Genomic DNA, 19337 nt, shown 5'->3' with positions numbered 1-19337 from the left:
ACTTAGCCGCTCCACAAGCGTTGCTGCGGCGCCGTAACGGACGGCTTGCCATGGAGGGCTCGCGCCATTACGGCTCGGCCCATAAGGTGGCCGTGAAGGTCCAGTGAGAGAGCAGGGGAGCGTCCGCGTGCAGCACATTCTCGAGGAACTCGATCGTCGTCGCGAGCAGGCCCGGGCCGGCGGCGGCGAGAAGCGCGTGGCCGCCCAGCACGCCAAGGGCAAGCTGACCGCGCGCGAGCGCATCGACCTGCTGCTGGACGAAGGTTCGTTCGAGGAGTTCGACATGTTCGTCGAGCACCGCGCCACCGAGTTCGGCATGGCCGAACAGAAGGTGCCCGGCGACGGCGTCGTCACCGGCTGGGGCACGATCAACGGCAAGGTCGTCTACCTTTTTTCCAAAGATTTCACGGTGTTCGGCGGTTCGCTTTCKAACACCCACGCCCAGAAGATCGTCAAGGTCCAGCGCCAGGCCATGAAGGTGGGCGCGCCGATCATCGGCCTGTTCGACGCCGGCGGCGCGCGCATCCAGGAGGGCGTCGACAGCCTGGCCGGCTATGCCGACATCTTCCTCGAGAACGTGATGGCCTCGGGCGTGGTGCCGCAGATCAGCGTGATCATGGGCCCCTGCGCCGGCGGCGACGTCTATTCGCCGGCCATGACCGACTTCATCTTCATGGTGAAGGACACCAGCTACATGTTCGTCACCGGCCCTGACGTCGTGAAGACCGTGACCAACGAGGTCGTCACCGCCGAGGAGTTGGGCGGGGCGCGGGTGCACGCGGCCAAGTCCGGCGTCGCCGAGGGTGCGTTCGAGAACGACCTGGAGGCCCTGACCCAGGTGCGCCGCCTGGTCGACTTCCTGCCGTCGTCCAACCGCGAGCCGGCCCCCGAGCGCGAGAGCTTCGACGAGGCCTACCGCGCCGAGCCCAGCCTGGACACCCTGATCCCCAGCGATCCGGGCAAGCCCTACGACATGAAGGAACTGATCCTGAAGATCGTCGACGAGGCCGACTTCTTCGAGATCAGCAGCGAGTGGGCCAAGAACATCGTCTGCGGCTTCGCCCGCATGGACGGCGAGAGCGTCGGCATCGTCGCCAACCAGCCCCAGGTGCTGGCGGGCGTGCTGGACATCGACAGCAGCCGCAAGGCCGCCCGCTTCGTGCGGTTCTGCGACGCCTTCAACATCCCGATCATCACCCTGGTCGACGTCCCGGGCTTCATGCCGGGCACCAAGCAGGAGTACGGCGGCCTGATCAAGCACGGCGCCAAGCTGCTGTTCGCCTACGCCGAGGCCACCGTGCCGAAGATCACCCTGATCACCCGCAAGGCCTATGGCGGGGCTTATGACGTGATGAGCTCCAAGCATCTGCGCGGCGACTTCAACTATGCCTGGCCCACCGCCGAGATCGCGGTCATGGGCGCCAAGGGCGCGGTCGAGATCATCTTCCGCCAGGAGGCCAAGGACCCCGAGGCCCTGGCCGCCCGCGAGGCCGAGTACAAGGACCGCTTCGCCAACCCGTTCGTCGCCGCCAGCCGCGGCTATATCGACGACGTGATCATGCCCCACGGCACCCGCAAGCGGATCGTCCGGGCGCTGAAGAGCCTGAAGGGGAAGGAACTGTCCAACCCCTGGAAGAAGCACGACAACATCCCGCTGTAGGGCCTCCTCGCCCCTACTTCATCACGTCCATCGTCACGCTGAGCGTGCCGTCGGCGTTGCCCGGCGACTTCGGCCCTCCGCCGAACGCGCCGGCGTAGGCGGGCGCCAGCAGGCCCTGGAAGGCCGAGACCGGCACGGTGACCTCGTAGTCGCCCTCGGAATAGGGGCCGACCACGTAGGGATCGATCAGGGCCGTCAACCCGCCGATCTTGCCGGGCTCGGTCGACGGGGCGAGGACTAGCACGGTCTGGCTCCACTTGGGGCAGCTGAACATGTCGTTCAGCGGCACGGCCCCTTCGCGATGGGTCTTGGCCGTGGCCACCGCGTCGCAGATGGCCTTGTCGAGGACGTTCATGTCGGCGCCGGGGCGGAACAGGGCCTTGGCCTGGATCTCCCGGTTCGCCGCCGTGTCCCAGATCAGGGTCGAGGCGCCGTGGTTGGGGTGGGCCCCGCCGGTGTCCTCGAACCACAGGGCGCGCAGGCCCACCAGGGGCGCGGCGTCGGCGGCCAGGAACCACTGGGCCTGGCGGTTGTAGGGCCGCCAGGGGAACTTGCCATCCGAGGCCTTCTGGTCGGTCTGGGCCTTGGCGGCGAAGGTGCGCAGGCCGGCCACCTCGCGGTCGTAGAGCAGGGTGTGCAGGGCGGGATAGTTGGCGATCTCGGCGGGCAGGCGCAGGACGACCTTGGCGGCCGGGTCCGTCTGGTCGAAGGCCAGGGGGCGMGCCGCCGGGGCGGGAGCGGCGGCGACGGGGGCGGACGATCCGGCGGGCGCCCCAGGCGCCTCGGAGGCGGCCGGGGCGGGCTTGCGGTCGCAGGCGGCCAGGGCGGTGGTCAGGGCGGCGACGAGGGCGAGGCCGGCGGGGAGGGCTTTGAAGGACATCGCGAACATCACTCCTGAACGCCGCGGCGCGCCGGCTGGCTCCACCCTGCCTTGCAGGGCCGGACCCGTCCATGGGGCGGTTCCCGGGGCGGGGCGGATCGCCATCCGACGCGAAACGGGTTAGATCGGCGACGGGCCGATGTGGGGACAGGGCATGAGACGTCAGGGGTTGTGGCTGCTGCTGGCGGTCGGGGCGGTGGTGCTGGGCGCCTGCTCGACGACCGCGCCGCCCTTGGCGATGAAGCCCGCCGCCGCCCCCGACGGCATGAAGTGGAACGCCTTCACCACGCCCGAGAACGAGAAGCGCCTGGCCTACGGCCTGCCCGACAGCGACGTGGTCGGGGTAATCTTCTCGTGCCGCGGGAAGGCCTCGGCCGTGGGCTTCCACACCACCGTGTCCAAGGGCAAGCCGGGACCCGGCACGGTGCGCTTCCTGTCCGGCAAGGCCCAGGGCCGCTACGCCGCCCGGCTGACCCCGTCCGAGATCGCCGACGGCCTGGATGCGGTGGGCCAGATCCCGCTGGCCGACGCGGTGCTGGCGGCCTTCGAGAAGACCGGCCTGATCAGCCAGGTCGAGGACAAGGCCTATCCGCAGGACGCGCGCACGGCGGCCGAGCGGGCGGACATCAAGCGCTTCTTCGGCTTCTGCCGGGGCTGACCGGCGATCCGTTCACCCCCTCGCTTTTCGCGTCGAGACCTTTGGGTTGACGCCTCCCGCGGGCGCCCCTCAAATGCCCTCCGCCCGCGTCGGGGTGAACAATCGGTCGCGACCCACGAGATGGACGACCACGCCGCCTTTTTCCAGAGAGTCGAAGCCCTGCGCGCCGGGGTCGACCGGCGGCTGGCCGAGCTGGCGCCGCCCTTGGGCTCCGCGCCCGACCGGCTGGTCGAGGCGGTCCGCTACAGCCTCCTGGCTCCCGGCAAACGCTTCCGCCCGATCGTGACCCTGCTGGCCGCCGCCGAGTTCGGCGCACCGGAGGGCGCGGCCCTGGACCTGGGTTGCGCGTTCGAGATGATCCACGCCGCCTCGCTGATCCTGGACGACCTGCCGTCGATGGACGACGCTGGCCTGCGGCGCGGCCTGCCGACCATCCACCGGGCCTTCGACGAGGCCACGGCGATCCTGGCCGGCGTGGGCCTGCTGAACCAGGCCTATGCGGTGATCGCCGCCGACCAGGGGCTGCCGGCCCCGCTGCGCGCCGAGCTGGCCGGCCGCGCGGCCCAGGCCGTGGGCTTCTCGGGCCTGATCGCCGGCCAGGCCCGCGACCTGTTCGACCGCGACCGGCTGCGCGATCCGGCCGTCCTGGAGCGCCTCAACCACGAGAAGACCGGGGTGCTGATCGTCGCCGCCGCCCAGGGCGGGGCGATCGTCGCCGGTGCGCCGGACGAGGCGGTCGAGGCGATGGGCGTCTTCGCCCGCCACATCGGCCTGGCCTTCCAGATCCGCGACGACCTGATCGACGCCCAGGCCTCGACCGAGGCGGCCGGCAAGGACGTCGGCAAGGACGCGGGCATGGCCACGGTGGTCTCCACCCTGGGTCCGATCGGGGCCCGCGAGGTCATGGAGGACCATCTGGCCAAGGCCTCCGGCGCCCTGGCCCGGGTCGGCTGCGGCGACCTGCTGGGCCGCTACGTCGGCGACCTGTTCGCCCGGCGCAAGGCGGCGGCGTGAACGCCCCATCCGTTTCGCCGGACCCGCCCGTCGCCACKCCTGTCCTGACGGTGAACGGCGCGGTCCACGCCTATGGCGGCAAGCCCGTCCTGCGCGGCGTCGACCTGGTGCTGCGTCCCGGCGAAATCTACGCGCTGCTGGGTCCCAACGGCGCGGGCAAGACCACCCTGATCCGCGCGATCTGCGGACGCATCCGGCCTGACGAAGGCGTGGTCCTGGTCAAGGGGCTGGATCCCACCCGCGCGGCGGGCGCCCGGTCCGGCCTGGGGCTGGTTCCCCAGGAGATCGCCCTCTATCCGAACCTGACGGTGGCCGAGAACGTCCAGACCTTCGCCGCCCTGGCCGACGTGCCGCGCGCCGGACTGGCGGTCGCGGTGTCTCGCGCCCTGGAACTGACCCGCACGGCCGACCGCGCCCACGTGCCGATCAAGCACCTGTCGGGCGGCTACAAGCGCCGGGCCAACATCGCCGCCGCCATCGTCCACGAGCCCGGCCTGCTGATCCTGGACGAACCGACGGTCGGGGTGGACCTGGACGCCCGCGAGGCCGTGGACGCGGTGATCCGCGGACTGCGCGACCTGGGCGTGGCGGTGCTGATGACCACCCACGACCTCGACCAGGCCGGCGCCTTGGCCGATCGTGTCGGTTTCCTGCGCGAGGGGCGGCTGGTGCTGGAAGGCGAGCCCCATGCCCTGATCGCCGATGCGTTCGGCGCGCGGATGGAGGTCCAGGTCCACCTGGCCCACGAGGTCGACGCGGTCGGCGAGGGCCGCCTGGCCGCCGAGGGGCTGGAACGCACCAGCCGGTCGACGGTCTGGACGCGGCTGGACGCCGACGGCTATGCGGCGGCGGCGAAGCTGGACAAAGGGCTGCGCGAGGCGGGGCTGACGCCGCACGAAATCCGGGTGCGCGAACCGTCCCTGGCCAACCTGTTCTCGCTGGTGGCCGACCGGAAGCTGGCGGCGTGATGCAGCCGCTCTGGAAGATCGTCGCCATGATGCGGGTGATGGCGCTGGACCTCTGGCGCGACCGCGGCGCCCTGCTGATGACCTTCCTGCTGCCGCCGCTGGTGTTCCTGATCTTCTCGTCGGTGTTCGCCGGGACGACGGGCGACGACATCCAGTTGAAGCTGGCGGTGGCCGACACGGCCCATACGCCGGACTCCGGCCGGCTGGCGGCGGCGCTGGCGGCCTCGCCCGAGGTCCGCGCCGAGACCGCGCCGTCGGCCGGCGAGGTGCGGCGGCGGGTCAAGGCCGGCCTGGCCGACGCCGGCCTGGTGATCCGGGCCGACCCGGCCTCGGCCGACAAGCCGTTCCTGATCGTCGCCGATCCCGCCCGCGCCGTCGCCGCGCCCCTGGCCCAGGCCCGCGTGCAGCAGGTGCTGGCGAACGCCCTGCCGGACGTCACCCTGCGCCGCACGATCACCCAGCTGGAGCCCGCCCTGGGCGGCTTCACCGACGAGCAGATCGAGAACGCCGACAGCGCCGCGGCCCTGATGCGCCAGACGCCCACCCACGACGACGGCGGCTTCTTCGAGCGCGAGGCGATCAAGGACGCCAGGACCGGCGGCGGGGTGATCGCCTACTACGCCGGGGCGGTGATGATGCTGTTCGCCCTGTTCTCGGCCATGCAGGGCGCGCTGGGCCTGATGGACGAGCAGAGCACGGGCGTGGCCGACCGGCTGCTGGCCGGCACGGCGGGCATGGGACCGGTGGTCAGCGGCAAGTTCCTGTTCCTGGTGGGCCAGGGTGCGGTCCAGGCGCTGCTGATCTTCGCCACCGCCCAGGTCGTCTACGGCGTGGCGGTGGTCCAGCACCTGGCGCTGTGGCTGCCGACCACCCTGGCGGCCAGCGCCTGCGCGGCGGGGGTGGCCCTGGGGCTGGTCTCGCTGTGCCGCACGCGCGAGCAGGCCCAGATGCTGTCGACCTTCGTGATCCTGGTCCTGGCGGCGATCGGGGGCAGCATGGTGCCGCGCTTCCTGATGCCACCCTGGCTGCAGGCGGCGGGCTGGCTCACGCCGCACGCCTGGACCATCGAGGCCTATCAGGCGATCCTCTGGCGCGACGCCGGGATCGGCGGGGTGTATAAGGCCTGGTGCGTGCTGACCGTCGTCGGGCTCTTCGGCCTGGTGGTCGCACACACCTTGGCGCGCCGGCTTCGGCGGTAGACGGAACGACGATGGCGACCCTCGGTCTGGACCTGGCCCTGTTCCTGGCGGCCCTGGCCTTCATGGAAGGCTTCGCCTGGGTCACGCACCGCTACGTGATGCACGGCTGGGGATGGGCCTGGCACCGCTCGCACCACGAGCCGCGCACCGGCCGGTTCGAGCTGAACGACCTGTTCGCGGTCGTCTTCGCGACGCCGGCGATCGTGGCGATCTGGTTCGGCGTGCACGGCGTGCCCTGGCTGCTGCCGGTGGGGCTGGGGATCACGGCCTATGGCGCGATCTATTTCGTGTTCCACGACGGCATGGTGCATCAGCGGTTCAAGGTGCCGCTGGGCCGGTCACGCTACTGGAAGCAGCTGATCCAGGCCCACCGGATCCATCACGCGGTGCACACCAAGGACGGGGCGGTGTCGTTCGGTTTCCTGCTGGCGCGCCCAGTGCGGGAGCTGAAGGCGAAGCTGCGCGAAAGAGGTGTCGACGCCTAGGACGACAACCGGGGAGGGGACGATGACGCAAACAACGACGACCGGGACAACGGTCAGGACGCCTTGGCACCTGTGGCTGGTGGGCGTGGTGGCGGTGCTGTTCAACAGCATCGGCGTGTTCGACTTCGTGATGACCATGGCCCAGGGCGCGGCCTACCTGAAGAGCGCGGGCATGACCCAGGCCCAGATCGACCATTACCAGCACATGCCGGCCTGGATGACGATCGACTGGGCCGTCGGGGTGTTCGGGGCCTTCGCGGGCTCGGTGCTGATCCTGCTGCGCAACAAGCTGGCCTGGCCGGTGCTGGCCGTGTCGCTGGCGGCGTTCCTGCTGAGCGTGGTCTACACCTACCACCTGAGTGACGGCGGCAAGGTCATGGGCCATCAGATGGCGGTGATGAGCGGCGTGATCGCGGTGCTGCTGGCGTTGTTCACGGCGTATGCGTGGTGGATGACGCGGCGCGGGGTGCTGCGGTAGGGGCCTGAGCGGCGAACACTTGCCCCCTACGGGTCGCTTCGCGACCGTCTTCCCCCAAAGGGGGAAGAGGACCGCGGCCGGCGCGCCGCGCAACCTCCGCCCCCTAAGGGGGCGGACAGACCGCGAAGCGGTCAGGTGGGGGCAAGTGGGTGCGCCTCGACGCCTAGATCCGTGACCACATCGCCGGCCGTTCGGGCGCCTTGCCCCAGCGATCCAGCGTCGCCGACCTCAACGCCAGAACGCCGCCCTCCAGCGCGCGCCAGGCCTTCATCCGTCCACTGACCACGACCCGCTCGTCCCAGGCCGCGTCGCCGGCCTTCACCACGTCCAGGCCGATCTGGCGATAGACCMCGCGCGCCGCCCCGATCGCCCAGGCGCAACGCAGCGGCAGATCGCGCAGGCCCCAGCGGGCCGAAGCGTAATAGGGCTCGGCGGCGTCGACCAGCCTCTTCGCCAGCACCGCCACCGCGCTCCGATGCACGGGATCGGCCACGACGTCTTCCGGCACGCCCGCCTCGGCCAGCCAGTCGCCGGGCACGTAGACCCGGCCGTTCCGGGCGTCCTCGACGATGTCGCGGGCGATGTTGGTCAGCTGGAAGGCCAGGCCCAGGTCCTGGGCGCGGCGCAGGGTGGGCAGGGCGTCCGGCTTCACCCCCATGACCAGGGCCATCATCGTGCCGACCACGCCGGCCACGCCCCAGCAGTATTCCAAGAGCTCGTCGAGCGTCCCGTAGCGGCGACCGGCCACGTCCATGGCGAAGCCGTCGATCATGTCCAGCGCGTAGCGCTCGGGGATGCCCCGCCGTAGGGCCACGGTCTGGAAGGCGGCGAACACCGGGTCGGTCGGGGTCTGGCCGGCCATGGCCGCGCGGGTCTGGGCGTAGAGCGCCTCCAGCCGGGCCGGGGCGTCGGCCACCGGGCTCATGCCGTGACCCAGGGTCTGGCCGTCGATCACGTCGTCGCAATGACGACACCAGGCGTACAGCATCTCGGCGTCGGCCCGGGTCTGGGCGTCGAACAGGGCGGCGGCGGCGGCGAAGCTCTTGCTGCCCTTCTGGATCGCCTCGCGGCTCTGCTGCTCGAGATCGCTCACGCGGGCTCCGGCAGGTAGTCGTCGATCATCAGCCCGGCCGTCGCCTTGGCCGAGCCCACGACGCCCGGGATGCCCGCGCCCGGATGGGTGCCGGCCCCGACGAAATAGAGGTTGGGGATCACGTCGTCGCGGTTGTGGGTGCGGAAGAAGGCGCTCTGGGTCAGGATCGGCTCCAGCGAGAAGGCCGCGCCCTTCCAGGCGTTCAGGTCCGTCACGAAGTCGTCGGGCGTGATGAAGCGGCTGGTGACGAGATCGGCCGAAAGCCCCGGAATGTAATGCTTTTCCAGGTAGGCCAGGATCTTGTCGCGGTACCTGGGCCCCTCGACCGACCAGTCGATGTTCGCCGTCTTCAGGTTGGGCACCGGCGACAGGGCGTAGAAGGCCGAGCAGCCCTCGGGGGCCATCATTGGGTCGCTGGCGGTGGGGTGATGCAGGTACAGCGAGAAGTCGTCGGCCAGGCCGTCCTTGCCGTAGATTTCGCCGATCAGCTCGCGATAGCGGTTGCCGAAGCAGATGGTGTGGTGGCGGATCTCGGGGTGCGTGGTCTTCAGCCCGAAATAGACCACGAACAGCGAGGGGCTCCAGCGCTTGGCCTCCAGGGCCTTGCCGACCTTGGCGCCCCGAGGATCGTCCGCCAGCAGCGCGCGATAGGTGTGCATGACGTCGGCGTTGGAGGCGACGGTGTCGAAGGCCTCGAACTGGCCGTCGGCGCGGATCACGCCCGTGACGCGTCCGGCCTGGGTCGTGATCTTCTGGATCGGCGAGCCCAGATGGATCGTCCCTCCCAGGTCTTCAAGCAGCTTCACCAGGGCCCGGATCAGGGCGTGGGTGCCGCCGCGCGGGAACCAGACGCCGCCGCGCCGCTCCAGGGCGTGGATCAGGGCGTAGATCGACGAGGTGGCGAATGGGCTGCCGCCGACCAGCAGGCTGTGGAACGACAGCGCCTGGCGCACATGCTCGTCCTTCACGAAACCAGCGACCTTGTCATAGACGCTGCGCCAGGCCTGCAGCTTCATCAGGGCGGGGGCCGAGGCGATCATGCTGCCGAAGTCGAGGAACGGCACCGCGCCCAGCTCGACATAGCCCTTCTGGTACAGCTCCTCGGAATAGGCGTGGAAGCGGCGATAGCCCTCGACGTCGGCCGGATTGCGCTTGGCGATCTGGGCGTCGAGCTGGGCCTGGTCGTTGACGTAGTCGAAAACGTCGCCGTCCTCCCAGACCAGGCGGTAGAACGGATCGACCGGCAGCAGCTCGACATAGTCCTCGATCCTACGGCCGCTGAGCGCGAACAGTTCCTTCAGGCAGTCGGGATCGGTGACCACGGTGGGGCCGGCGTCGAAGGTGAAGCCCTCGTCGTGCCAGACATAGGCCCGGCCGCCAGGCTTCTCACGCCCCTCGAAGACGGTGACGTCGAAGCCCGAGGACTGCAGGCGGACGGCCAGGGCCAGGCCCCCGAATCCCGCGCCGATCACGGCGGCCTTCGGCTTCGGCGTCGTCGTCATGCGTCTTGTCCCCCGAACACCGAGCTCTCGCCGATGCATTTGATGGCCGCCGAGATCGGGACCGGCGGCTTGCCGATCAGGATGCGGGCCTTGTCGAACCGGCTCAAGCGCGCGGCGTAGAAGCGTTGGATCAGGCCCGGCGACAGACGATAGAAGCGCTCGAGCACCTTGTAACGATCCCCCGGCGCGCAGGCGCGGAACAGCATGCGGTTCAGCAGCCGCAGGAAGCGCCGCCGACGCCAGACGGTCTTGGACTGGGTCTCGACGCAGGCACGGACGGTGGCGCTGGTGATGCGGGGCAGGGCGGCGATGGTTTCGGCCAGACGCGCGGCGTCGGGCAGGGAATAGCCGGTGGTCGGCTGGAACAGGGCCGCGCGCAGGCCGACCTCGGCGATGTGCGGCCGCGCCTCGCGCCAGTAGGCGTCGATGTCGCCGCCCAGGGCGATGGGCAGGACCCCGTCCTCCTCGCGCTCGACCTTGGCGATGGTCCAGCCCTGGGCCTTGGCGTAGGCGGCGATCGTCTTGCGCAGAGCGGGGCGGTTCAGCTCGGGGCCGTCGCTGTAGCGGGTGTCCTCGATCAGCAGCCGCGTGGCGTCCAGCGGCAGGACGTAGACGAAGCGGTAGCCGTCCTCCTGCGAGACCGTGGCGTCCATGATGATCGGCCGGGTCAGGCCGTGCGGGGCGGACAGGCGCACGCCCTGGCCGACGAACTTCTGGTAGCCCAGGGCCAGGCTGCGGCTCTTGCGCGGCCCCCGCCCGTCGATCACCGCCCCCGCCGCGATCGTCCGGCCGTCGGCCAGGGTCACCTGGTGCGGATTGACGTCCGACACCGTGGCCGACAGCCAGGCGTCGGCGCCCAGGGCGGCGGTCACCGCCTGGTGCAGGCGCTGGGAGGTGATGGCCAGGTAGTCGGTGGGCAGCTGCCGGCTGTGGCCGGGGAAGCGGACCTCGTAGCCCGACCAGCGATGGACGATCAGCGGCCGCAGCCAGCCGGCCTCCACCGCGTCGACGTCGGTGGCGAAGTGGCACCAGGTGTGTTCGCCGCCCACGGTCGGGCCCTGTTCCAGCAGGATCACGCGCAAGGCGGGCCGCAGGCTCTTCAGCCGCAGGGCGATCAGGCCGTTGGCCAGTCCGCCGCCCACCAGGACGACGTCGGCGCGTTGGGAAGACGACGCGGAGACCATGCTTCGGCTCTAGCATGATTGGGCGAAGCTCAAGCGACTTCTGACGCGCGTCCGCACATATTGCTTGTGACCGACCGAGAGGCTAGGCACGCGCAAACAGGAGACGCCGATGTCGGAAGCCAGAATCATCGACGGCAAGGCCTTCGCGGCCAAGCTTCGCGAAGACGTCGCCGCCGAGGTGGCGCGGCTGAAGGCCGAGCACGGTCTGACGCCGGGCCTGGCCGTGGTGCTGGTCGGCGAGGACCCCGCCAGCCAGGTCTATGTGCGCAGCAAGGGCGAGCAGACCACCGCCGCCGGCATGCATTCCGAGACCCACCGCCTGCCGGCCGAGACCAGCCAGGCCGAGCTGCTGTCGCTGGTCGAGCGGCTGAACGACGACCCGGCCATCCATGGCGTGCTGGTGCAGTTCCCCGTCCCCGACCACATGAGCCAGGCCGTCATCGTCGCGGCGATCTCGCCCGACAAGGACGTCGATGGCCTGACCGTGACCAACGCCGGCCGCCTGGCCAGCGGCCTGCCGGCCCTGACCTCGTGCACCCCGGCCGGCTGCATGGTGCTGCTGAAGGACGTGGTCGGCGACCTATCGGGCAAGCGGGCGGTGGTGATCGGCCGCTCGAACCTGATGGGCAAGCCGATGGCCCAGCTGCTGCTGGCCGCCGACTGCACCGTCACCATCGCCCATTCGCGTTCCAAGGACCTGCCGGGCATCTGCCGCGAGGCCKACATCCTGGTGGCCGCCGTCGGCCGGCCCGAGATGGTCAAGGGCGACTGGATCAAGCCGGGCGCGGTGGTGATCGACGTCGGCATCACCCGCTTCCCGTCGCGCGATCCGGTCGCGGCGGCCGCCGGCAAGACCCGCCTGGTCGGCGACGTGGCCTTCGACGAGGCCAAGGCCGTCGCCGGGGCCATCACCCCGGTGCCGGGCGGGGTGGGGCCGATGACCATCGCCATGCTGCTGGCCAACACCGTCAGCGCCGCMAAGCGCCTGAACGGGATCGCCGAATAGTGCGTCACCTGGCCGCCCTGGTCCTGCTGACGGGTCTGGCGGCCTGTTCCCCGCCTGTCCCGCCCGCGCCGACGGCGGCCCAGGCCTGGGCGCTGGCGCCGGCCGATCCGAACCTGGCGGCGCTGTACGGCGAGTCCTGCAAGGCCTGCCACGCGATCCCCGGCACGGGCGCGCCGCTGGTCCACGACCGCAAGGCCTGGGATCCGCGCTGGAAGCAGGGCGAGGCCGTGCTGCTGGACCACGCCGTCCAGGGCTTCCAGGCCATGCCGGCCGGCGGCCAATGCGCCGCTTGCACCCCGAACGATTTCAACGCTCTGATACGCTTCATGGCGGGGCGCGAAGACTCCGCGACTTAAGGCCGGGGGCGGAACGGATGACGGTATCGAGACGCGGCGCGCTCCTTGTGGGCGGTCTGGGCGCGGCGGCGGTCGGCGGCGGCTATGCGGTCGCCACCCACGACAAGCCCGAGCCGCCGGCCCCGCCGACCACCGACGCCCAGGGCCACCTCCTGTGGCGCAACTGGTCGGGCGTGCAGCACGCCTATCCCGCCGCCCGCGCCGCGCCCAAGACCGAGGCCGAGGTCGCCCAGGTCCTGAAGGCCGCCCTGGTCCCGATCCGCCCCGTGGGGGCCGGCCACTCGTTCACCGCCCTGGCGCCCACCGACGGCACGCTGGTGTCGCTGGACGGGCTGTCGGGGATCATCGCCTGGGAGGGCGACGAGGCCGTCGTCGCCGCCGGCACGCGGCTGGGCGCGTTGGGCCCGGCCCTGGCCGCCAAGGGCCGGGCCATGGCCAATCTGCCCGACATCAACAAGCAGGCCCTGGCCGGGGCCCTGGCCACCGGCACCCACGGCACGGGCGCGACGCTAAAGGCCCTGCACGGCGACGTCACGGCCCTGCGCCTGGTCACGCCCAAGGGCCAGGTCATCGACTGCGGCGAGCACCGCGACGCCGACGTCTTCCAGGCGGCCAAGGTCTCGCTGGGCGCGCTGGGGGTGATCACCCAGGTCCGGCTGAAGACCACGGCCAACCGCCGGCTGGAGCGCAACGTCTGGCTGGAGCCGTTCGAGGACGCCCTGGCCCAGGCCGAGGCGCGCTGGGCCAGGCACCGCAACTACGAGTTCTACGCCGTGCCGTTCACGGGCCTCGCCGCCTGCATCAGCCACGACGAGACCGATGCGCCGGCGATCCCGCGCGGTCCGGACCAGGACACCGTCTTCCTCGACGCCCTGAAGGGCCTGCGCAACCTGCTGGGCTTCTCGGCCCCGCTGCGCAAGGCCGCCGCCCGGGCCCTGCTGGGCGGGACCAAGCCCGAGAAGGCGATCGACGAGGGCTGGAAGCTGCTGTCCACCGAGCGGCCGGTGCGCTTCAACGAGATGGAGTTCCACCTGCCGGCCGGCGTGCAGTTGAAGGCCCTGGCCGAGATCGTGGCGACCATCGAGAAGGAGCGGCCCGATGTCTTCTTCCCGATCGAATGCCGCCGCATCGCCCCCGACGACGCCTGGCTGTCACCTTTTCAGGGCGAGCCTAGGGGCTCCATCGCCGTCCACGCCCATTACAAGGACGAGTTCGCCTTCCTCTACACCCTGATCGAGCCKATCTTCCGCCGCTACGGCGGCCGGCCGCACTGGGGCAAGCTGCACAGCGTGTCGGGCGACCAGCTGGCCGGGCTGTATCCGCGCTGGAACGACTTCCTGAAGGTCCGCGCCAAGCTGGATCCCGACGGGCGGATGCTCAATCCGTACCTGAAGGGGCTGTTCGGGGTCTGAGCGGTCAGGCCGTCCGCGCCAGCACCACGTGGCCGCCGCGTTCGGGMGTCGCCCGGCCCGCGCCGGGCCAGTAGCGTTCGGCGAGGTCGCGTGGGCCCAGGTCCTCGATCTCGGCGAAGCCCAGTTCGCTCAGCGTCCCGCGCAGGGCCGGTGGTTCGAAGTAGCTGAGCCAGGGCTCGCCGAGCGCCGCGACGCGTTCGGCGCGGGCCTGATGCGCCGCGCGGGCCTCGTCCGACAGGGCGGCGGGCGGATCGGCGTAGTCGAAGGCGACCTCGGCCCCGCCGGGCAGGCCGGCGATGGCCGCCAGGGTGGCGCGCACCGTCTCGGCGGTCAGGTAGGGGACCACGCCCAGCCACATGAAGAAGGTCCGCCGGGTCGGGTCCAGGCCCGCCGCCGCCAGGCCGTCCAGCAGGGCCTCGCGCTCGAAGTCGACGGGGGCGTGGACGACGTCGTCGGGGACGGCGATCCCGGCCTCGTCCAGGCGACGGCGCTTCCAGGCCTGGGTGGCGGGATGGTCCACCTCGAACACCTTCAGGCGGTCGGCGAGGGGATTGCGATAGGCGAAGGTGTCCAAGCCCGCGCCCAGCACCACCAACTGGCGGATGCCCCGCTCGTCAACGCCCGCCGCCAGGGCGCTTTCGGCCAGGTGGGCGCGGGCGGCGATGAACACCCGCATGCCCCGTCGCTCGGGATGGGCCAGGGCGTCCTTCGCCACGCTTTCGGCGTCCTGGCCCAGGATGCGCAGGGCCAGCGGGTCGCTGAAGATGAGGCCGCGCTCCAGCACCTGGTGGGCGGCGCGGTGCGTGGCCGCCATCCAGGCCGTGCGGCTGGGTTCCTGTTCGAGCATGCGTTCCCCTGCGTCGTCGAGGTCGGGAGATAGGGCGGCGACCGCCCATGCAAAAGGCCCCGGCGCGGACCGGGGCCTTTGAAAGGTCTCTAGATTGGAAGGCCGATCAGCCGGCCAGGTATTCGGCGACCTTGGCTTCCAGTTCGGCGGCCAGCACCTTGCCCACCGGGTGGGTGTCGACGCGGATGTCGTCGCGCACGCAGGCCTTGATGGCGTCGATATGGGCGTCGACCAGGAACATCGGCGCGCTCAGGCGGGTTTCCGGGTCGTCGATCAGCCGGCACAGCGAGGCGGCCAGGCGGGTGATCAGCGGGAATTCGTAGGTGGCGCCCAGGCCCTTCAGGTCGTGGGCGCGCAGGTACAGGGTCTCGACCGTCTCGGCGGTCAGGCCCTGGGAGCGGACTTCCTGGCGCGCGGCCTCCAGTTTGACGATCTCGTCATTGAGCCACTGGGCGAAGTTGCCCGACAGGCTTTTCAGCGCGGCTTCGGCCTTGGCGATGGCCGCCATATCGATCCCGCCACGACCGCCAACCTTGAGCTTGAGCATGTTCGGCACCTGAATCACTTCCGCGGCGGACTTGTTGGTCACGGACGCTTCCCCCTGGGCATTGGTCTGAAATGTAGGATCAAGGCGTTAATATTAGATGAGACGCCCATTTCTACCCTGACCACTGGGCGGGGAGCGCCCTGACCAATAGTTCCAACGTTGTCAGGCCGAGAACTGCTCTGTCAGGACCCGCTCCTCGAGGCTTCGACCGGCGTCGAAGAGCATGGAGAGGCTGGCGCTGCTGTCCTCGGCGATGTGGACCTCGACAACGTCGCGGACCTCGAAGTTATCGGCCACGGCGCTGACCGGTCTCTTATCGCATTCCAGGATCTMGAACGTCACCCTGGCGGACTGCGGCAAAAGCGCGCCGCGCCAGCGCCGTGGGCGGAAGGCGCTGATCGGGGTGAGGGCCAGCACCTGAGCGCCGATCGGGATGATCGGCCCGTGGGCCGACAGGTTGTAGGCGGTCGAACCGGCCGGGGTGGCCAGCAGGGCGCCGTCGCAGACCAGCTCGCCCATCCGCACCTTGCCGTCGATGCTGATGCGCAGCTTGGCGGTCTGGCGGGTCTGGCGCAGCAACGACACCTCGTTGATGGCCAGGGCCCGGTGCTGCTTGCGGTTGGAGTCGATGGCGACCATGGCCAGAGGGTGGATCACGGCCCGCTCGGCGGCGTTGATCCGGGCCAGCAGGTCGTCCTCGCTGTACTCATTCATCAGGAAACCGACCGAGCCGCGGTTCATGCCGTAGATCGGGGTCTGGCGCTGCAGGGTCTCGTGCAGGGTCTCCAGCATGAAGCCGTCGCCGCCGAGCGCCACGATCACCTGGGCGTTCTCGTCGCCGACGTCGCCGTAGCGGGCGATCAGCCGCTCGCGCGCCTCCTGCGCCTCGGGGCGGTCACTGGCCTTGAAGGTCAGGCGAGTCACGAAGGGCAGGGGCTGGAACATTGCGCCAAGTGGCTGGATCGTCGGCGGGTTGTCAAACCCGGCGCGGGGCCTCAATCGCGCATGGGGTCCTGCTCATCGGTGAACGATCCGGAGAACCACGCCGCGAGCGCCCATCGCGTGGCGACGCAGGCGATCGAAGAGACGATCAGGGTCCCGACCAGAGCGAGGCGGACGGTCGGGTCGAAACGCCCTCCGCTGGCCAAGTCGAAGCCCAGGAGCGCGGCGGCGATCAGGGCCAGGGCCAAGGCCAGCCGCAGGCAGCGGACGGCGTGGACCCGTCCCCGATTGGAGGAGAAGCCGCTCATGGAGCCCTGGGGTCTCAGGCCGCGCTGACGGCCTGGCGGAAGGCCATGGCCGCGATGTCGGGCGCGAACGGGCCGAAGGCGCCGCTGGCCTTGCGGGCCGCTTCGGGACCACCGCCGGGGCGACCGCCGTTCAGTTCGCGCACGTGGGCCAGGATGGTCGGGAAGACGCTGCGGTCGATGCCGACGGCCGAGCAGGCCAGGGCCAGCAGTTCGGGGCGGTTGCTGTCGATCGCGCGGCGCACCTGGCGCACGTCGAAGCGGCCCAGGCGGGCCAGGGCGAACAGGAACAGCGGCAGGCGGCGCTCGCGCAGCACCCTCAGCAGGTAGCCGGGGCGCAGCTGGCCGGCGGCGTCCAGCTTCTCGACCAGGGCGGCCTCCATCTCCTCGCGGTCCTCGGCCTGTTMGACCGTGGGCTTGTCGACCAGGGCCGCGCCGGCGTGGGCGTTGCGCAGGGCGGCCTCGACGGCCAGGGCCATCTTGTCCGGGTCCAGCTGGAAACGCCCGATCAGGCTGTCGCGCAGGGCGCGGCCGACCCACAGGTACAGCTGCTCGGCCAGGTCGCTGGACAGGTTCGGATGCCGGGCCAGGGGCGAGCGCAGGGCCACCACGTCGCGGGCCTTGTCGACCAGGCGGCGTAGGCCCTCGGGCGAGATCTGGGCGGTCGGGTTGCTGGCCAGGGCGGTCAGCACGGCCGACTCGTCCTTGGCCAGGATCGCCTCGACCACGGCCGGCGACAGCTGCGGCCGGCGGGCGATCTCGATMTGGTGCTCCAGGGTGGCCTGGACCAGCAGGCGGATCAGGTCGTGGTCCTGCAGGATCGGGCTGCGGGCGATGATCGGGCGGGCGATCTCGATCTCGTCGAGGGCCAGGATGTTGATCAGGGCGGGCGGCGCCCAGGTGGCGTCGGCCAGGCTCTGGGCCAGGCGGGCGCGGATGTCGCGTTCGGCCTCGACCACCAGGGTCATGAAGATCGAGTCGAGCAGGATCTGGACCTCGGGCGCGGTCGGCTGGCCGCGCGCCTGGCCCGCGTCGCACATCTCCACGATGCCGGCGAGCAGGCGCTCGCGATCGGCCGGCTCGCGGCTGCGGGCCAGGGACAGGAGCTGCGCGGTCTGGGCGGCCTGGTTCAACCAGCCTCCTCGAAATCCAAGCTTAACCAAGACGGACCTTGGCGGCGTCAGATGAAAACATGCTTAAACAGGTGAATCCACGCAGGGCGACGACAAGCGTCGCGATGCCGCAGGACAAGACGCCGTAAACGGCCACCGAGATCGCCAGGGAGACGAAAGACGCATGGGCCAACCTCTGATCCTCGCGCTCGATCAGGGCACCACCAGCACCCGGGCCATCCTGTTCCAGGCCGACGGCAAGCCGGTGCGCGACGCCAGCCGGCCGCTGCGCCAGAGCTATCCCCGCGACGGCTGGGTCGAGCACGACGCCGAGGAGATCTACGCCGCCTGCGTGGGCGTGCTGCGCGACACCGTCGAGAAGTGCGACCGCGACGCCGCCGACATCGCCGCTCTGGGGATCACCAACCAACGTGAGACGGTGGTGGTCTGGGACAAGGCCACGGGCCGCCCGATCCATCCGGCGATCGTCTGGCAGGACCGGCGCACGGCCGATGTCTGCGACCGCCTGCGCGAGGCGGGCCACGAGCCCGCCGTCACCGCCGCCACCGGCCTGCTGCTGGACCCCTATTTCTCGGGCACCAAGATCGCCTGGATCCTGGACAAGGTCCCCGGCGCGCGGGCCCGGGCCGAGGCCGGCGAGCTCTTGTGCGGCACCATCGACACCTGGGTGATCTGGCGGCTGGCGGGCAATCGGGTCCACGCCACCGACGCCACCAACGCTTCCCGCACCCTGCTGTTCGACATCCAGGCCCAGGCCTGGTCGGACGAGATGCTGGCCCTGTTCAACGTGCCGCGCGCCCTGTTGCCCACCGTGCTGGACTGCGCGGCCGACTATGGCGAGGTCACGGCCGACATCCTGGGTCGCGCGCTGCCGATCCGCGGCGTGGCCGGCGACCAACAGGCGGCGCTGATGGGGCAGGGCTGCATCCATCCGGGCGAGATGAAGGTCACCTACGGCACCGGCGGCTTCATGCTGGTCAACACCGGCGAGGACCGGCCGCATTCGGCCTCGCGCCTGCTGACCACGGTGGCGGCGCGGGTGGGCGGCCGCACGACCTACGCCCTGGAAGGCTCGATCTTCGTGGCCGGGGCGGCGATCCAATGGCTGAACGAGGGACTGGGCGTCCGCAATGGGCCGCGCGGCGCCGAGGCCCTGGCCCGGACCGCGCGCGAGGACCACGGGGTGGTCGTGGTGCCGGCCTTCACCGGCCTGGGCGCGCCCTGGTGGGACGCCGAGGCGCGCGGCGCGATCTTCGGCCTGACCCGCGACGCCGGCGCGGCCGAGATCGCCCAGGCCACGTTCGACAGCTGCGTCTTCCAGGGGCGCGACCTGATCGAGGCCATGCGGGMCGACGCGCCCTCGGCCTTCGAGGACGCGGCCCTGCGCATCGACGGCGGCATGGCCAAGAGCGTCTGGTTCAGCCAGCGCCTGGCCGACCTGACCGGCATCCCCGTGCACCGCGCCAGCTACCAGGAGACCACGGCCCTGGGCGCGGCCCTGTTCGCCGGGGTCGGGGCAGGGGTCTACGCCTCGGTCGAGGAGGCGGTGCGGGCGCGACCGGAGGCGGAGGTCCTGACGCCGACCGTCAGCGTCAACGTCCGCGAGCAGGCCTATGCGCGGTGGTTGGACGCGTTGCCCAGGGTGCGCTCGTGAGCGTGGGTTCCACC

The 19337-nt window shown here is 70.9% G+C and carries 20 protein-coding genes; 11 read left to right on the top strand and 9 right to left on the bottom strand.

Going from position 1 to position 19337, the window contains the following annotated elements; genetic code table 11:
• The first annotated feature begins 127 nt into the window (after positions 1–127).
• Positions 128–1660 (top strand): acyl-CoA carboxylase subunit beta, encoded by a 1533-nt coding sequence (locus AC1U89_RS17845; protein WP_479901008.1) that lies wholly within the window; start codon positions 128–130, stop codon positions 1658–1660.
• A 13-nt stretch (positions 1661–1673) separates the two neighbouring features.
• Here the strand turns inward: AC1U89_RS17845 and AC1U89_RS17840 are convergent, their stop codons facing one another.
• Entirely contained in the window at positions 1674–2540 is an 867-nt protein-coding gene (locus tag AC1U89_RS17840) for an RsiV family protein (RefSeq protein WP_479901007.1), read from the bottom strand.
• 154 nt (positions 2541–2694) lie between these two features.
• Between AC1U89_RS17840 and AC1U89_RS17835 the strand changes: the two genes are divergently transcribed.
• From AC1U89_RS17835 to AC1U89_RS17810, 6 genes are all read left to right on the top strand, one after another.
• Complete coding sequence (locus AC1U89_RS17835) at positions 2695–3198, top strand: hypothetical protein (protein ID WP_479901006.1); 504 nt, start codon at positions 2695–2697, stop codon at positions 3196–3198.
• A gap of 120 nt (positions 3199–3318) precedes the next feature.
• Positions 3319–4212 carry a polyprenyl synthetase family protein gene (locus AC1U89_RS17830; protein ID WP_479901005.1) on the top strand — a complete coding sequence of 298 codons (894 nt, stop codon included), beginning with the start codon at positions 3319–3321 and terminating at the stop codon, positions 4210–4212.
• Positions 4209–5180 (top strand): ABC transporter ATP-binding protein, encoded by a 972-nt coding sequence (locus AC1U89_RS17825; protein ID WP_479901004.1) that lies wholly within the window; start codon positions 4209–4211, stop codon positions 5178–5180. The genes AC1U89_RS17830 and AC1U89_RS17825 overlap by 4 nt, the downstream gene beginning before the upstream one ends.
• Positions 5180–6379 carry an ABC transporter permease gene (locus tag AC1U89_RS17820; protein WP_479901051.1) on the top strand — a complete coding sequence of 400 codons (1200 nt, stop codon included), beginning with the start codon at positions 5180–5182 and terminating at the stop codon, positions 6377–6379. Before AC1U89_RS17825 ends, AC1U89_RS17820 begins: the two co-directional genes overlap by 1 nt.
• Positions 6380–6390: 11 nt before the next feature.
• Complete coding sequence (locus tag AC1U89_RS17815; protein ID WP_479901003.1) at positions 6391–6864, top strand: sterol desaturase family protein; 474 nt, start codon at positions 6391–6393, stop codon at positions 6862–6864.
• A gap of 22 nt (positions 6865–6886) precedes the next feature.
• A complete protein-coding gene (locus tag AC1U89_RS17810; RefSeq protein WP_479901002.1) occupies positions 6887–7342 on the top strand; it encodes a hypothetical protein in 456 nt (151 codons plus the stop codon).
• A 163-nt stretch (positions 7343–7505) separates the two neighbouring features.
• Here AC1U89_RS17810 and AC1U89_RS17805 read toward each other — a convergent pair whose 3' ends face one another.
• The 3 genes from AC1U89_RS17805 to crtY are packed head-to-tail and all read right to left on the bottom strand — an operon-like array spanning position 7506 to position 11121.
• Complete coding sequence (locus AC1U89_RS17805; protein WP_479901001.1) at positions 7506–8435, bottom strand: phytoene/squalene synthase family protein; 930 nt, start codon at positions 8433–8435, stop codon at positions 7506–7508.
• Complete coding sequence (locus tag AC1U89_RS17800; RefSeq protein WP_479901000.1) at positions 8432–9937, bottom strand: phytoene desaturase; 1506 nt, start codon at positions 9935–9937, stop codon at positions 8432–8434. The genes AC1U89_RS17805 and AC1U89_RS17800 overlap by 4 nt, the downstream gene beginning before the upstream one ends.
• Entirely contained in the window at positions 9934–11121 is a 1188-nt protein-coding gene (crtY, locus tag AC1U89_RS17795) for a lycopene beta-cyclase CrtY (protein ID WP_479900999.1), read from the bottom strand. Before crtY ends, AC1U89_RS17800 begins: the two co-directional genes overlap by 4 nt.
• A 109-nt stretch (positions 11122–11230) precedes the next feature.
• Here crtY and folD point away from each other — a divergent pair, with 109 nt between their 5' ends.
• The 3 genes from folD to AC1U89_RS17780 are packed head-to-tail and all read left to right on the top strand — an operon-like array spanning position 11231 to position 13895.
• Positions 11231–12127 carry a bifunctional methylenetetrahydrofolate dehydrogenase/methenyltetrahydrofolate cyclohydrolase FolD gene (gene folD, locus AC1U89_RS17790; RefSeq protein ID WP_479900998.1) on the top strand — a complete coding sequence of 299 codons (897 nt, stop codon included), beginning with the start codon at positions 11231–11233 and terminating at the stop codon, positions 12125–12127.
• Complete coding sequence (locus AC1U89_RS17785) at positions 12124–12483, top strand: c-type cytochrome (RefSeq protein ID WP_479901050.1); 360 nt, start codon at positions 12124–12126, stop codon at positions 12481–12483. Before folD ends, AC1U89_RS17785 begins: the two co-directional genes overlap by 4 nt.
• 17 nt (positions 12484–12500) lie before the next feature.
• Positions 12501–13895 (top strand): D-arabinono-1,4-lactone oxidase, encoded by a 1395-nt coding sequence (locus AC1U89_RS17780; protein WP_479900997.1) that lies wholly within the window; start codon positions 12501–12503, stop codon positions 13893–13895.
• A gap of 4 nt (positions 13896–13899) precedes the next feature.
• Here AC1U89_RS17780 and AC1U89_RS17775 read toward each other — a convergent pair whose 3' ends face one another.
• From AC1U89_RS17775 to AC1U89_RS17755, 5 genes are all read right to left on the bottom strand, one after another.
• The gene (locus AC1U89_RS17775; protein WP_479900996.1) at positions 13900–14742 is read right to left on the bottom strand and encodes a class I SAM-dependent methyltransferase; all 843 of its coding nucleotides are present in this window, start codon (positions 14740–14742) and stop codon (positions 13900–13902) included.
• A gap of 106 nt (positions 14743–14848) precedes the next feature.
• Positions 14849–15331, bottom strand: coding sequence for an Hpt domain-containing protein (locus AC1U89_RS17770; protein WP_479900995.1), 483 nt, complete (start codon positions 15329–15331; stop codon positions 14849–14851).
• Positions 15332–15451: 120 nt separating this feature from the next.
• Positions 15452–16234, bottom strand: coding sequence for an NAD kinase (locus tag AC1U89_RS17765; RefSeq protein ID WP_479900994.1), 783 nt, complete (start codon positions 16232–16234; stop codon positions 15452–15454).
• A 50-nt stretch (positions 16235–16284) separates the two neighbouring features.
• Positions 16285–16539 carry a hypothetical protein gene (locus tag AC1U89_RS17760; protein ID WP_479900993.1) on the bottom strand — a complete coding sequence of 85 codons (255 nt, stop codon included), beginning with the start codon at positions 16537–16539 and terminating at the stop codon, positions 16285–16287.
• A 14-nt stretch (positions 16540–16553) separates the two neighbouring features.
• Entirely contained in the window at positions 16554–17639 is a 1086-nt protein-coding gene (locus AC1U89_RS17755; RefSeq protein ID WP_479901049.1) for a DUF2336 domain-containing protein, read from the bottom strand.
• A 193-nt stretch (positions 17640–17832) separates the two neighbouring features.
• On the opposite strand from AC1U89_RS17755, the gene glpK reads away from it, so the two are divergent.
• Positions 17833–19323: a glycerol kinase GlpK gene (glpK, locus tag AC1U89_RS17750; RefSeq protein ID WP_479900992.1), complete on the top strand. Its 1491-nt coding sequence runs from the start codon at positions 17833–17835 to the stop codon at positions 19321–19323.
• Positions 19324–19337 lie beyond the last annotated feature (14 nt).

The sequence above is a fragment of the Caulobacter sp. 05T431 genome, from assembly GCF_056665975.1.
Note: the sequence above shows the minus strand (reverse complement) of the source record. Positions and strands in the feature narration are given on the sequence as shown.